Origin of the sequence: Ensifer sp., assembly GCF_035999185.1 — a bacterium.
Lineage (GTDB): Bacteria > Pseudomonadota > Alphaproteobacteria > Rhizobiales > Rhizobiaceae > Ensifer.
The window spans coordinates 17,536-32,011 of sequence record NZ_DASYHB010000015.1; the positions used below are offsets into that span (position 1 = coordinate 17,536).

The 14,476-nt window shown below is 60.8% G+C and carries 10 protein-coding genes; 8 read left to right on the top strand and 2 right to left on the bottom strand.

From position 1 onward, the window contains the following. The first annotated feature begins 408 nt into the window (after nucleotides 1–408). The 4 genes from VGO04_RS01045 (at nucleotide 409) to VGO04_RS01060 (ending at nucleotide 6,192) form a co-directional block, all read left to right on the top strand. Entirely contained in the window at nucleotides 409–1,920 is a 1,512-nt protein-coding gene (locus tag VGO04_RS01045; protein WP_327494101.1) for a DUF1254 domain-containing protein, read from the top strand. Nucleotides 1,921–2,003: 83 nt separating this feature from the next. Beyond that, nucleotides 2,004–3,404, top strand: coding sequence for a DUF1254 domain-containing protein (locus tag VGO04_RS01050; RefSeq protein WP_327494102.1), 1,401 nt, complete (start codon nucleotides 2,004–2,006; stop codon nucleotides 3,402–3,404). A gap of 171 nt (nucleotides 3,405–3,575) precedes the next feature. Further along, nucleotides 3,576–4,175, top strand: a complete 600-nt coding sequence (locus VGO04_RS01055) for a 2'-5' RNA ligase family protein (protein WP_327494103.1) — start codon at nucleotides 3,576–3,578, stop codon at nucleotides 4,173–4,175. 340 nt (nucleotides 4,176–4,515) lie between these two features. Next, nucleotides 4,516–6,192 carry an arylsulfatase gene (locus VGO04_RS01060; protein WP_327494104.1) on the top strand — a complete coding sequence of 559 codons (1,677 nt, stop codon included), beginning with the start codon at nucleotides 4,516–4,518 and terminating at the stop codon, nucleotides 6,190–6,192. 207 nt (nucleotides 6,193–6,399) lie between these two features. Here the strand turns inward: VGO04_RS01060 and VGO04_RS01065 are convergent, their stop codons facing one another. Then, nucleotides 6,400–7,359, bottom strand: coding sequence for a formylglycine-generating enzyme family protein (locus tag VGO04_RS01065; protein WP_327494105.1), 960 nt, complete (start codon nucleotides 7,357–7,359; stop codon nucleotides 6,400–6,402). 73 nt (nucleotides 7,360–7,432) lie between these two features. Then, the gene (locus VGO04_RS01070) at nucleotides 7,433–8,434 is read right to left on the bottom strand and encodes an HAD family hydrolase (RefSeq protein WP_327494106.1); all 1,002 of its coding nucleotides are present in this window, start codon (nucleotides 8,432–8,434) and stop codon (nucleotides 7,433–7,435) included. 969 nt (nucleotides 8,435–9,403) lie between these two features. Between VGO04_RS01070 and VGO04_RS01080 the strand changes: the two genes are divergently transcribed. From VGO04_RS01080 to VGO04_RS01095, 4 genes are all read left to right on the top strand, one after another. Next, on the top strand, nucleotides 9,404–11,134 hold the full coding sequence (locus tag VGO04_RS01080) for a sensor histidine kinase (protein ID WP_327494107.1): 1,731 nt from the start codon (nucleotides 9,404–9,406) through the stop codon (nucleotides 11,132–11,134). 131 nt (nucleotides 11,135–11,265) lie between these two features. Then, nucleotides 11,266–11,898 (top strand): response regulator transcription factor, encoded by a 633-nt coding sequence (locus VGO04_RS01085; protein WP_327494108.1) that lies wholly within the window; start codon nucleotides 11,266–11,268, stop codon nucleotides 11,896–11,898. A gap of 73 nt (nucleotides 11,899–11,971) precedes the next feature. After that, on the top strand, nucleotides 11,972–12,955 hold the full coding sequence (locus tag VGO04_RS01090) for a SphA family protein (RefSeq protein ID WP_327494109.1): 984 nt from the start codon (nucleotides 11,972–11,974) through the stop codon (nucleotides 12,953–12,955). A 189-nt stretch (nucleotides 12,956–13,144) separates the two neighbouring features. Further along, the gene (locus VGO04_RS01095) at nucleotides 13,145–14,191 is read left to right on the top strand and encodes an alpha/beta hydrolase (protein WP_327494110.1); all 1,047 of its coding nucleotides are present in this window, start codon (nucleotides 13,145–13,147) and stop codon (nucleotides 14,189–14,191) included. Nucleotides 14,192–14,476 lie beyond the last annotated feature (285 nt).

The window sequence follows — 14,476 nt, forward strand, 5'->3', positions numbered from 1 at the left end:
TCCGGTCGCCAAACAGGACGGCGATCTTGGGGGCACCCGGCTTGGGACAATCTGGACGCGCCACGGCGACAATTTAGGCCCTGGGTGACAAACTCTCTGAATCTCGAAATTTGAGGTGCTTCGGCCAACAATCGTATGGTTTCCTGAAAGTATCACAACAAATCGTACGGATCTGTCAGCGAAATCCGGATCATCCTTGCGTTTGGACAATCAGGGTTTACCCCGCTCAAATTGCGGGTTTGCCGAAGTAGCGCCCATGGGCGGATTCGCTGAGATTGCCTAAGTCGTAGAACGCTCCGGTTTGGGAAACGTCCCAACGAGCGCTTGCGACGCGGATCCGTTTTCGCGACGTGGCGTCTGCTGCGGCTCGTCATTGGTAGACTTGGATATCTATATGCGGAGCGAACGATGTCAGACGCTGATGCCATTGATTTAGCCGCCAATCGTCGTGATGTCATTAAGGCAGCGGCCGCTGCCGTGGGGGCAGGGGTAGGGCTGATGGGGCTCGGCGCTTCACCCGCCCTTGCTCAAGACGGCCAGCAGACACTTGGCGGTCAGCCGCCGAGGGGGGCGAAGGCGTCGATCAAGAGCTTCGACTACCAGATCAAGTACCAGCGTGCCTTTGAAGCCGTTCTGTGGGGCATCCCCGCTGCCGCGATCTACAGTTTCCGCAGGGCGGCTTTCAGCGACCTCGGGCTGAAGGACAACGACATCATCGCCTATTCCGCGACGGCGACCCCGAAGCTCGAAGCCATCACCGCCAACAGCACGACGCCCTACATCACGGCCTTCTCGGACCTGCGCAAAGGCCCGGTCGTTCTTGAGTTGCCTGTCGCCGGCGACGATGGCAGCGTTTACGGGCAGGTCGTCGATGCCTGGCAGCTCACGATTGCCGATGTCGGGCCATCCGGCCTCGATCAGGGGAAGGGCGGCAAGCTGCTGTTCACGCCGCCGGGGTATCAGGGTGCCGTCCCGGAGGGCTACATCCATGTGGCCTCGCCGAGCATCCGGATCGCGCTCGCCTTCAGGTCGGTGCCCGCGCCCGGCAAGAGTGTGGCGGATGCCTACGCCTACGCCAAGAAGCTGCGCATGTACCCGCTGTCCGAGGCGGGGAACCCGCCGCAACAGCGTTTCGTCGATCCCATCAACGATCGCTATCCGACGCTGCCCTTCTTCGATGAGCGCTTCTTCGAGGATCTGCACGCAATCGTCAGCACCGAGCCCGTCAATCCGCAGGACAAGGTGATGATGGGGATGCTGGCGTCGCTCGGGATCGAGCAGGGGAAACCCTTCGCTCCCGATGCGACAGCAAAGCGTGCCATGAAGCAGGCCGCCATCGATGTCTGGTTTTACCTGCAGCAGTGGTTCGACAATTTCCCGAAGGATCGGCTGTACTGGCCGGATCGGCATTTCGCGTCGCTGCTGATGACCGACACCAACAAGAGCTTCACCTTTGTCTACCCCGATCGCATCGACTTAATCGACCGGGCCGCCGAGTATTTCTGGTGCACCTACATGCCGAAGGTGCTGAGTGACACGCCGGCGACCCAGTACATGATGGCGATGGCCGACAAGAACGGGAAACTGCTCAAGGCGGGCAAACTCTACAAGATCGACGTGCCGGCCGACATGCCGGTCAAGCAATTCTGGGCTCTGACGGTCTACGATCGTGCGACGATGTCCTTCATCTACAGCGAAACGAATCGCACCACGCTGTCGTCATATGACCTTGGCAAGATGAAGAAGAATGCCGATGGTGGCGTGACGATCTATGTCGGCCCGAAGGCGCCTGCCGGGCTGGAAGCCAATTGGATACCGACCGCCGGAAAAAGACCGCTGCCGGCCATGCGCTTCTACGGCCCGACCGAAGCGATGAACAACAAGACATTCAAGTTGCCGGATTTCGAATTGGTCAACTGAACAAATTTTCGGCGGATCACTCTGTGGGCCTGAAAAGCTCACGAACTGCTCTGCTAACCAAAGCCTAAAAAGGGAGATGCGTTATGGGTCGTCCGTCAATCCGCACACTATCGCTGGCTGTCGCCCTGATGGTTGGCACACCCGCCGTGACCAATGCTCAGGCTCCCGCGACAACCGACCAGATCGACGAAAACGTTGCATACGCCATCGGCATGGAAGCTGTCTTCTACGGCCTCGCGCCGGTCCTGATGCAGATCGGCATCCAAAGCCAGACCGACGCCGACAAGCCTTATGACAACGGGCAGGCCCCGACAAACCAGATGGGTCACGCCCGGCGGCTCTACGGCCCCGACGACAAGTTCGTCGTCACCGCGAACAACGACACGCTCTATTCTTTCGCCGGGTTGGACCTGTCGAAGGAGCCGATGGTGTTGACGATTCCCGACACCAACGGGCGCTACTACATCATGCAATTGCTCGACGCCTATTCTCGCGCGATCGACGATGTCGGGATCGGCACGCTTGGTGCGAAGGGCGGAACGTTCGCCATTGTAGGGCCTGCCTGGAAAGGCACTCTGCCTCCCGAGATGGTGCAGATCAGATCGCCGACCCCGCAGGTCTACATCATCGGGCGAACCGGCGTCGACGGCGACGCCGATCTGCCGGCGGCAAGAGCGATGCAGGACCGGTATCAGCTCACGTCGTTGAGCAATTATGGCAAGCCGCCTGCCAAGGTGGAGCTGGGCCATAAGGCGGCGAGCGCAAAGCCGGCCTTTCCCGAAGGACTCAATTTCTTCTCGGTGGTGGACACGGCCATGCGCCGCAACCCCTTGCCCGACGATGCTCCGGTGACGGACCAGTTCAAGCGGATCGGCATGGGGCTCGACAAGCCGTTTGACGCGGCGTCGCTGTCCGAGCCGACGAAACGCGGCATGACCAGAGCGCTTAAGGACGGGATGGCCGCGGTTCAGCGCGTCGCGGCGGATAGCGGCTCCCGCGTCAATGGCTGGAACATGGAGTTCAAGGGCGGCGAATACGGAAACGACTACCTGCTTCGCTCGGCGATCGGCTTCAAGCAACTGGGTCTGAACAAGGCTCTGCGCGCTCTGTACCCGAACCGATACATCGACGCCGACAACAAGCCGCTCAACGGGCAAAATGCCTACACGATCAAGTTCGACGGGACAGTTCCGGTCAAGGCGTTCTGGTCGCTGACCATGTACGACGCCAAGGAACTCTACATGGTCGAGAATGCGATCAAGCGCTATTCGATCGGCGACCGCACCAAGGGCCTCAAGACTGCGCCCGACGGCAGCCTGACCCTGTACATCCAGGCCAAATCGCCGGGCCCCGACAAGGAAGCGAACTGGCTCCCGGCGCCCAATGGCGACTTCTTCCTGCAAATGCGCCTGTACGAGCCGGCGGAGCAGGTTTTGAGTGGAAGTTACCGGCTCCCACAAGTCACACGCGTAGATGGCCGATAGGCCCACGACCATGACGGGCGGGCGATCATGAGGACTTCACACCACCTCGGTCGCTTTTTCCAGGAGGGCCAACCGATGAGTGTACATCGCCGTGCAGTTCTGGCGGTCGCCGCTTTGGCATGGGCCGTTCCAGCACCTGCCCAGGACCGGCTCATCGCGATCGACGTGCTCTTGCAGCCTGACGACGCGATGCTTGGGGAGGCGTCCCGTTGGAATGGGCGGATGCGCGAACAGAGTCCCGAGGGCTTCAAGCTGGACGAACAGCATGCACCCCATATCACGCTGCTCCAGCGCTTTGTCGCCGAAACCGATCTTCCCGCGGTTCTCGGTGCGGTCGATCAGGTCAGATCGAAATTCGACACCTCGACGATACGCATGAAGGCGACCGGCCTCTACCATATACCCTCAGGCAACATCGGGCTGGCCGGCATCGTGGTTGAGCCATCGGACGAATTGGTCGCCTTGCAGCAAGCGATGATCGAAGCGGTCAATCCCTTCGTCCGACAGGGCGGCGACGGCTCAGCCTTTGTGCCCGACCCAACAGGAGCCCCGTTCGATCCGATGCTCTTCAAATACGTCGAAACCTTTGTGCCCGCTCAGACGGGTCCGAAGTTCAATCCGCATGTGACCGTCGGCATAGCACCTCTCGGATGGCTTGGAGAGCGTGAGAAGGAGCCATTCAGCTCGTTCGACTTCGGAGCCAAGGGAGTCGCCGTCTATCAGCTCGGCAATTTTGGGACCGCTTCCAAGCGATTGGATGACGTTAAGTAAGCGGCGACAGCTTGCCTCATTGCTGGCATAAGGCTGACGAAACGCCATCCGACAAGACCAGCAACAGGTCGATTTCGGGCGTGCGACGGCGGCCTCCGATGGACTGCTTGGGCATGACGTTGGAGTCCGCTATGAGCGCAGGAGCGCTGGTAACCGAGGTGCAAACCCAAGGACCGACGTGGTTGGATAGCATTTCCAGGGGGAGCACTTCCAGTTTTCAGACCTGCGGCGTCAGGATAGGCTCACGGTGACAGAAGTATTCGATCGCTAAAAGCCAGATTTCGCCAGCGCATCGTTGGATAGCATATCGCTACGCACGAATTTGCAAAGGGAGGCTGCAATGACGAATGATTTCGCATCGGTTCCAAGCGAAGGCAACGAAGAGATGGCGCCAACACCACCTTCGGCGATGTCTCGGCGAAAATTGCTCCTCAACTCGACCGTTCTCGCGGCGGCATCGGCTTTGACGCCGATGGCGGCGGTGCAGAAGGCCAACGCGCAGCAGGCGGCGACAGGCCGGCGACCAAACATCCTCGTAATCTTCGGCGATGATGTCGGCTGGCAAAACGTGAGCGCCTATGGTCTTGGCGTCATGGGCTATAGAACGCCGAACCTCGACCGCATCGCCAAGGAAGGCGCGATGTTCGTCGATCATTATGCGCAACCGAGCTGCACCGCCGGCCGCGCGGCATTCATCACCGGATCTTACCCGATCCGATGCGGCATGACGACAGTCGGACTACCGGGCGACAAGCTCGGATTGAAAGCCGGCACTCCCACCCTTGCCGACACGATGAAGGCACAGGGCTATGCAACGGGCCAATTCGGCAAGAACCACCTCGGCGACAACAACGAGCATCTGCCCACTGTTCACGGGTTCGACGAATTCTTCGGCAACCTCTACCACCTCAACACACAAGAGGAAGCCGAGCAACGTGACTATAAGGCTTGGGCGCAGAAGTACGGCCCCGACTTCGAAAAGAAATTCGGCACGCGCGGAGTTCTCGACTGCGTTGCGACTGACACCGATGATCAGACCGTGGATCCTCGCTTCGGCAAAGTCGGCAAGCAGCGAATTCGAGATACAGGGCCACTAACGGCCAAACGAATGGAAAATTTCGACGCTGCAGAGGTAATGCCGCGGGCGTTCGATTTCATGAAGAAGAACCGGGACGCTAACAAGCCTTTCTTCGTCTGGCTCAACACCAGCCGAATGCATCTGTACACGCGGCTCTCGGACGCCGATCGCTACCTGGCTGAAAAATTCACCTCGGAAGCGGATATCCATGGCAGCGGCATGCTCCAGCACGATCGCGACATGGGAACAGTGCTTAAGTGGCTCGATGACAATGGCCTGACGCAGAACACCATCGTCGTCTACACCACCGATAACGGGCCCGAGCATTCGTCGTGGCCCCATGGCGGCACCACGCCCTTCCGCAGCGAGAAGATGACGACCTATGAGGGCGGCGTCCGTGTGCCCTGCATGGTCCGCTGGCCCGGTCAGATTCCTGCGGGACAGGTCCTGAATGGGATTCAGACGCATGAAGACCTTCATGCGACACTAGCAGCAGCAGCGGGCGTTACTGACCTGGCCGATCGTCTGAAGCGACAGTCCAAATGGTATCTCGATGGACTCAACAACCTCGACTACTGGACAGAAAAGACCCCTGATTCCAAGCGCGAGTTCTACATTTTCTATATCGAGTCCAACGTTGCCGCAGTCAGAGCAGGTCCCTGGAAATGGCATTTCATTACCAGCGAGAACTATTACGGAACGCCGAAAAAGCTCGGGAAGCCGCTCGTTTTCAATATTCGCATGGACCCGTTCGAAAGCTACGATACTGTCGATGCTTACGGTCACCTCCTGCAGAAGGTCTCGTGGCAGTTTGCACCCATAAGCGAAAAACTGAAAGAACACCTGCAAACATTGATCGAATTCCCTCCCGTTCAAGGAAGTGGAACCTTTGACGTCTCAAAAATCATAGAAGAGGCAATACAGAAGGGTCAGCAATGACTTGACGTGGCCGCTCGATACGGGCGGCCACTCGACGTCATGACGCTGGCGCGATGGAGATCTGCTCCAAACCGGCGGCTCTCTGAGAAGCAGTGTCTGAGGTCCGAGGCGCGCAGATGTCGTTGAAAATGTCTGCGTTGCGGCGGGTGTGAGGTCTAGATTCGGTCCCCGGGGCGGAGGGCAGTGCGATGTGTTGGCTAACCGAGCTCAGTTGTTGCGAATGACGCAGCGGAAGCCGACATGGCTGGTCGAGGTGTCGACCGGCTCGGCATGCCGTGCAGGTGGTCGATAGCGCTGGCAGTAGTTCGGCGCACACAGATGCGATCCGCCCTTGAGCACCCGACGTGGAATCCGGACCTCCGGCTGGCACGGATCGTAGCTGTCGCCCTCGGGGCCGCCTCGGGGATTTAGCGGCACGCAGCAGGCCTTCGGCGCATCGGCCGGATGGCGCGTCGACCAGAAGTCGCTCGTCCATTCCCAGACATTTCCGATCATGTCGTAGAGGCCGTAGCCATTTGCGGGGAAGGCCCCGACCGGCGAGGTCCGGGCGAAGCCGTCCTCCCTGGTGTTTTCATGGGGGAAGCTGCCCTGCCAGGTATTGGCCATGTGCCGGCCTTCTGGCGTCAGCTCGTCGCCCCAGGCAAATTCGGCGTCCTCGCGGCCGCCCCAGGCGGCGAACTCCCACTCGGCCTCGGTCGGCAGCGCCTTGCCGGCCCAGTCCGCATAGGCCTGCGCATCGCGATAGGCGACATGGACGACCGGGTGGTCGTCCAGCCCCTTGATCGAGGAGCCCGCGCCATAGGGCTTGCGCCAGGTCGCGCCGAACTTGAACGTCCACCATTGCGACCAGTCGCGCAGATCGACCGCGCGCAGCGGTGGGCTGAACATCAGCGAACCCGGCCGCAGCATCTCGGGGAGCGCGTTGGGATAATCCTTCGCGTCCGGGGCGATCTCGGCGAAAGTGACATGCCCCGTCGCTTCGACGAAGGCACGGAACTGGGCGTTGGTGACCGGAGTGGAATCGATCCAGAAGCCGTCGACCGTGACGCGGTGGCTCGGTGCCTCCTCGGGATAGTGATGATCAGAACCCATGCGGAAAGTGCCGCCCGGGATGTGGATCATTCCCGCGACACGAAGGGGCGCCTCGAGAATCTCGCTGTCCATCATCGCAACGGCATCCCGTGATCAGGGCTTCCGCTCGCCGGTCAAGGCGAGACATTCCTTGCGGAGCTTGGCATACTCACCGCTCCGGCGGAAAGACCGTTTTCCAGTCCGCCTTCATGTCGACGATGGTCCAGCCCCTGGCCTTGCCTTCGTCGAGCGCCTTGTCGAGCTTGCCGATGCGCGAGGTCCGATCATAGGCCCATTCACGCTCGGCATCGGTGTGATGGACGATCAGCGCCAGGCGCGGTCCGTCGCCGGCGACGGTGTATTGCAGCATCTGGAGATCCCCGTCCGAATTGCCGAAGGCGAGGATCGGGCGACGGCCGATGAAACGATTGATGCCGACAGGCTTGCCGGCATTGTCGTCGATGAACTCGATCTTGGCTTCCTTGAAAAGTTCGGGCTTGCCGTTGGCTCCCATCCGGAATTTGACGACGCCCGACGATCCAACGACCTGCTCGGGCGGGATGCCGTAGGTCTTTTCGGCGAAACCTCGCATGAATTCTACGCCGCCACCCGAGACGATGAAGGTCTTGAAGCCATTGGCTCGCAGATGCGCCAGCAGTTCGAGTTGAGGTTGATAGACCATCTCGGTGTAGGGACGCTTCTTGGTCGGATGCCGCGCGGTGGCGAGCCATTTCGCGACGGACTGGTCGAACTCACTCGTGGTCATGCCGGCGTGAGTCGCGGCGACTACCTGCAAAAGGCCTTTTTCCCCCGAAGCGACGAGACCTTTGATATTGCCAGCGAGGATCGAGCGAAACGGCTCCTTGCCCTTCCAATCCGGTCTGGAGGGCGCCAGCTGTTTGATCTCATCGATCGCGAAGAGAAGCTGGAAATAGGCCGGCTGCTCAGCCCAGAGCGTACCATCATTGTCGAAGGTCGCGATGCGCTCGGCCGGCTTCACGAAATTCGGCCCCCCCTCCTGCGTCACCTTCCTGACGAAATCGAGGATAGCGGACTTGGTCTTGCCCTCGTTCCAGGAAGGAAGCGGATCAGTCTGCGCAAGCGCAGTCGTTTGGCTCGCACACATGCCGGCGAGAAACAGCGCGGCAACGATGGTTCGACGATTCAGCATCGCGTTACCTTCCTGGCGGGTTGGAGCCGATCCTCGCGGGCACATGCGGCCCTCACATGATCCGCGTTCTTGATGGCAGAGGGCGAATGGCTCGAACGGTATTCGGGCAACGCGCCTAGGTCCAGAAGCTACTGGGGACAAACGTCCCAGAAGCCCTGCGTTCGCTGCGGATCAGTGTAGAACCAGCAATAATCGGGGGCCGGAGGTGAGCCGGCATAGGCGGCCGCTGCCGCTGCGCCGACGAAGCCGATCGCCGCGCCTGCCGCGATGGCTCCGCCCGGACGCCAATAATATGAGCTGGGCCGACGCCAGCCCGGCGCGACCACCACGGGGCGACGCCCGGGCGCAACCACGACAGGTCGGCGTCCCGGGGCTGCCATACCGGGCCGCCGGGCTGGGCGGACGACCGCCCCCCGCCGCCCCGTAGCGACACCGCCTCGCGGACCTCGTACGGCGACACCGCGGCCGACATGCACCTGCGCCCATGCGACAGGCTCAGCGATCGAAATCGCCGGCATGTCCAGGCCGATAGCATCACCTGCCTCGGTCCGATCAATTGACGCAGCGCGTGCCGATGACGGGGCAACCAGCCACGTCGCGACCAGCAGCGAACCAGCCGCCATGACGACACGGAGACAGCGGCAGTTGGAGGCGAAAGTCGGCATGTCGTGCCCTCTGAGGTCTTCATCACCGATAATGGCATGCCGAAACCCGGGCGGCTTCTGGGGAGAATCCTGAAATCCGCCGCGTCAGACCCTGAAAGCCCGATGGGACTGGGCTCCCGCGAGGACTTTTGCCAGCGCGCAGAAAGCCATTGACGAGATGAGATGCCAAGCAAGCGAACGCCTTTCAATGCGCCGCCGCTCGTTTCAACCCGAACATCGAATTCCCGCTCGACGCTTGGACGTCTCAGGGTTTAACGTAAGGTTGTGTGATCAAGCTCGGTCTGTGTGACGTTTGGGGAACGGCATGAGTAGGGAGATCGCCTACGACGCTGTTGCCGAGCCCTCGGCGCCACCGCCGCGTATTCGGTTCGGGGTCGCGTTAGCTTTTCTGGCGATGGGGGTCACGACCTGTCTGTTCGCGGGTCTGTTGCTTTTGACGCGTGCTCAATCTGATGGCGCCGCGATCGAACGACAGGCGGCGAGGCGGGCTGTCGCGCTAACTCTTGCATTTGATCAGGAGGTCATCGCGGCCAAATCCCTGCTGACAGGGCTGTCCCGGTCTCCCGCAGTCATCTCCCGCGATCTGCGAGGTATCTACGAGCAGTTCATGACTACGGCCGTGCCGGACGGGGCCTGGTTGCTCTTCCAAGACATGGAGAAGCAGCTCGTCAACTCGGCGCGACTCTTTGGCACCGAGTTGCCACGCCATACCGTGTTTTCCGATTATGAGAAACTTTTCGGCCCGATCCGAGAACGCGGCTCGTCGGTGACGGGACGGATTGTGGGGGCAGCCACGGGGACCGTCCTCGTCGCCATCAGCCTCGGAACCGACGGCGTCCGTGGCGCTGTAACACATTTCGTCACCACGCTTCTCAGCGAGCGCCATCTCAGGACGATCCTGAACAAGGAAGCTTTTCCGAATGGCTGGGAGAGAGGCCTCTATGACAACGAGTTTCGGCCCATCGTAACGGGTGGCGACGACGACACGCCGGCGCCTTCTTCTCTGGCGGCCCGCCTGCGCGGCATCCCCTTGGACGATGTGATGAACGGAATCTACCAGGAGACGAGTGGTGGCGATCCTATGCTCGTGGCCTACAGCCGTTCGAACGTAACGGAGTGGACGACGGTCATCCGGGTCCCGCTTGCAGCTATCAATGCGCCAGTCAATGCAGCGCTTTGGGAAATCGCCGGGCTCGCGGGCTTCCTACTCCTTGCCAGCGCGCTTGCCGTCTCATTTACGGCCCGGCGCATGGAGCGGCCTCTGCAGGCCTTGTCGGATCGTCTGACGTCCTCCACCAGGCAGGTCGACGAGCTCTCAGGGCAGTTGCTCGCGCTTCAGGAGGAGGAACGGCAGCGGATCGCGCGGGAGCTTCATGATTCCACCGCACAGCACGTCGTCGCGGCCCGTATCGGGCTGGCTGGCCTCACGGAAAATGTCAGAGCCAATGCCGGAGACCGCATGGCGTTGACCCAGGTCGAGGATCTGCTTTGCAAGGCCTTGAAAGAGCTTCGTATCTTCACCTACCTGCTGCACCCGCCGGATCTCGCCAGGGACGGCCTGCAGACGACGTTGCGTCTCTACATCGAGGGCTTCGCCGGTCGTACCGGGCTTGCGTCCCGCATTCGCATTCCCGAAGAGGTCGACCGGATCTGCCCCGAGATCCAGTGGTCGATCCTACGCGTGGTCCAGGAAGCGCTGGCCAATGTCCATCGCCACGCCGATGCATCGCATGTCTCTATTCACGCGCGGATCTCGGCCCGCCGACTGGTCGTCCGGATTCGGGACGATGGCTGTGGAATCGCGGGTGCAACGGCGAGTGATGCGCCGATCCGGTTTGGCGTGGGCATCCCGGGCATGCGGGCGCGCCTGAAGCAATTTGGTGGCGATCTCCGGATTAGGACCGGGCGCTGTGGCACCGCCATCGTCGCGAACATCCCGCTGTCGACCGCCATACTCCGGACGACACGCGCGGATGGCGGGATGGCTGCCTTGCTTCCTTCCAGCGCATCATCCCGACGGATGGCCGTGCCTTGATTTCAGGGTTTGCCCCGCTCGGAATCAGGATTCTCAGCAGGTCTCCAACCAGCTTGACTCCGCTAGCTTCGATGATGCCTGCAACACGTCAGAGCCTCCCAGCTTAGGACGAGGCAGAAGGGAAGCTCGCTATGACGCGCATCCTTATCGCCGATGATCATGACGTCGTCCGCTTCGGCGTGCGCGGCATCCTGGCAACTCGCGCGGATTGGGAAGTCGTCGGCGAGGCGGCGGATGGCCGGGAGGCGATCAGCGAGGCCGTTAAGACGCGCCCCGATATTGTCATCCTCGACTACTCGCTGCCGCTGGTGAACGGGGTTGAGGCGGCAAGGCAGATCAAGGCCCGGCTGCCTGGAGTCGAAATCCTGATCTTCACGATGCACGACACCGACAATTTGGTGCGCGATGTGCTGGAGGTCGGCGCACGAGGTTTTCTGCTTAAATCCGACGCCAAGCAACTCCTGCTCTCAGCGGTCGAAAGCCTCGTACACCACAAGCCCTTCTTCACGGGAAAGGTCTCCGAGGCTCTGCTGGATTCCTATTTGTCGAAGATTGGTGTCGAACGATCGGAGCTGTCATCGCGCGAGAAATCGGTCGTCCAGATGATCGCTGAAGGCAAGACCAACAAGCAGATCGCGGACGCACTCAGTCTCAGTACCAAGACAGTCGAAACCCATCGAGCCTCCGCGATGCGCAAGCTCAATCTGGATACGACCGCCGGCTTGATCCGGTACGCAATACGAAACCGGCTCGTGGAAGCTTGACCGTTGGAAGCAGATGCGAACATGTGATCTCTTCCTGCCGACCGAGCGAAGACATAACTGGATGGGATTGGGCATGGATAATTGCTTGGCCGGCGGACTTCGCGCGACGGTCCTGGGGTTGGCAGCACTGGCTGGCGTGGCGGCCATGAACTCGCCGCTATCGGCTGCGGAAAGCGGTACGTCGATCTACCTGCTCGGCTCCGCGGGGCCTACTGCGGCCATCATGCCCCCGCTCGTCGGCCTCTATTTCCAGAACGACATATACCTCTATCGCGGAAGCGCCGGCGCAAACCGCAACTTCTCGCTTGGCGGAAATGTCGCCGCAAAGCTCGACGCCAACGTATTCCTTGAGATGCCGACGTTCGTCTTCGTTCCCACCACCGCTTTTCTGGGCGGCACGTTGGCCTTCGCTGCCTCCTTTCCCATCGGAGGTCCAAAAATCACCGCGGGCGCGTTGCTAAGGGGACCGCGTGGCGGTGCTTTGGGCGCCAAGACCGAAGACAGCATATTCACCTTCGGCGACCCTTACGTCTCCAGCTTCATCGGCTGGAAGAGTGGAAACTTTCATTGGCAGGTCGGCGCATCGGCGAATGTGCCCATCGGCGACTATCGCGAAGACGCTCTTGCCAACGTCTCGTTCAATCGATGGATGGGCGATTTCTTCGGTGCCGCCACCTGGCTCGATCCGGCTATCGGGCTCGACGTCTCCGGCAAGATCGGCCTGTCGGTGAATGGGGAGAACCCGAGCACCAACTATCGATCAGGCAATGACTTCCATGCGGAATGGGCCGTGGTGCAGCATTTTTCCAAGACCTTCTCCGCGGGCCTCGTCGGGTATCACTACCAGCAGCTAACGGGGGACAGCGGTGCCGGTGCTACACTCGGCGCCTTCAAGGGGCGGGTGACCGCGCTAGGGGGCACTGTCGGGTATGATTTCATGATCGGAAAACTACCCATCTCGACGCGGATCAAGGTCTATAGGGAATTCAACGTGGAAAACCGACTGCGGGGTACGGTTGGCTTCCTGACTGTATCGATGCCGCTTTACGTCAAGTAATAAAACCGCGATGAAATGCCTTATCCATTGTCTTCTAGTGAAACGCAGCCCGTGCAATTTTTGTTGAGCGCAGTGACAGGAACCGGCACTATCAATTTTGTGAGGCGCGCCTGCCTTGGGGCAGTCATCGCAGCTTCTGTCTTGATGGCCGGTTGCGGCACGAGACCCGAGGAAGGCTTCCTCGCTCCCGTGGCAGAGGTCGATCCCGGGTCGACGGCACATACGCTGCTCGTCGCGACCACCCGCAAGCGAGACGACCGGCCAGGCACGCTTTTCAACGGTGAGCGCGCAACGCCACTCGATTTCGCTAGGGTCGTCGTGTCGGTGCCGGAAAAGCACACGGAAGGCCAGGTCGAATGGGCCTCATCTCCTCCTGGCAATTCTAAAACCGATTTTGTTGTTCGTCAGGCTGGCTATCTCGACGGTGAGAGAGCCTTCGTCGCCACGCTCAATGCTCAGCTTGCGGCAAAGCCGAAGGGCAAGCGCAACGTCTTCCTCTTCATCCACGGCTACAACACGATGTTCGCCGAGGGGCTCTACCGCTTCGCCCAGGTTGTCCATGATTCCCGTGCGCCGGGCGTGCCAGTCCTGTTCACCTGGGCCTCGCGTGGTCAATTGACGCAATATGTCTACGACAACAATAGCGCGACCGCCGCACGCGACGACCTCGAGCGAACCATTCGGCTGATCTTCGCCAGCAACGCGGAGCAGGTGAACATCATGGCGCATTCGATGGGTAATTGGGTCACCGTTGAGGCCTTGCGTCAGATCCGCATCTCCGGGGGGCTATCCGAAAAATCCAAGCTAGGCCGGCTCGTGTTGGCCGCGCCCGATATCGACACCGATGTCTTCAAGTCGCAAATGCGTCGCTTTGGCAAGCCGGAAAAGCCGTTTTTCATCGTTCTCTCGAAGGACGACAAGGCGCTCGGCGCATCGAATTTCATCGCCGGCGGGTCGAGTCGGCTGGGTGCTGCGACGGATACGGAGGAACTGGCCGCGCTGGGCGCCATCGTGGTCGATATGACCGAGGTCAAGGGGTTGGATGCGAGCAATCACGGCAAGTTCGCACAACTCGCGGCTGTGGCGCCGCGTCTCACGGCGGTGCTCGAAGGCGGGGTTACGACGTCGCACGCCGCGGCGCATGGCGAAGACATCGCTAACGGGTCGTTGGAGGCAATCGTCAAGCTGCCGATCACGATAATCGGGGCACCGTTCAAGCTGCTAGCGGGGCGCTAATTCGAGCGGCACACGACACAACCCCTTGCCATCGAATTCGCCGGAAGGCTCTTGCCGCAGTTCCTATCTAGCCAATCCTGATCGGTCTGCTGGGGCTCATCTGCGGCGCTTGGAGCGCTGCTAGCCTTCAACGCGATAAAGGGTCTGCCCGTCAACGCGATTTGACACTCTTCAACATTCCGCGCCACGACATCTCCTCCAGCCCCATCGCGAACTACGCACCGCGGCCATGAACATCTGGGTGGAACACTCGGGCATGATCAAAAGGCCGAGCGCCGACACTGC

What these genes read in the sequence shown, in the direction of transcription:
- VGO04_RS01045 (WP_327494101.1), top strand. Translation starts at nt 409, where the DNA reads ATGTCAGACGCTGATGCCATTGATTTAGCCGCCAATCGTCGTGATGTC.
- VGO04_RS01050 (WP_327494102.1), top strand. Translation starts at nt 2,004, where the DNA reads ATGGGTCGTCCGTCAATCCGCACACTATCGCTGGCTGTCGCCCTGATG.
- VGO04_RS01060 (WP_327494104.1), top strand. Translation starts at nt 4,516, where the DNA reads ATGACGAATGATTTCGCATCGGTTCCAAGCGAAGGCAACGAAGAGATG.
- VGO04_RS01065 (WP_327494105.1), bottom strand. Translation starts at nt 7,359, where the DNA reads ATGATGGACAGCGAGATTCTCGAGGCGCCCCTTCGTGTCGCGGGAATG.
- VGO04_RS01070 (WP_327494106.1), bottom strand. Translation starts at nt 8,434, where the DNA reads ATGCTGAATCGTCGAACCATCGTTGCCGCGCTGTTTCTCGCCGGCATG.
- VGO04_RS01080 (WP_327494107.1), top strand. Translation starts at nt 9,404, where the DNA reads ATGAGTAGGGAGATCGCCTACGACGCTGTTGCCGAGCCCTCGGCGCCA.
- VGO04_RS01085 (WP_327494108.1), top strand. Translation starts at nt 11,266, where the DNA reads ATGACGCGCATCCTTATCGCCGATGATCATGACGTCGTCCGCTTCGGC.
- VGO04_RS01090 (WP_327494109.1), top strand. Translation starts at nt 11,972, where the DNA reads ATGGATAATTGCTTGGCCGGCGGACTTCGCGCGACGGTCCTGGGGTTG.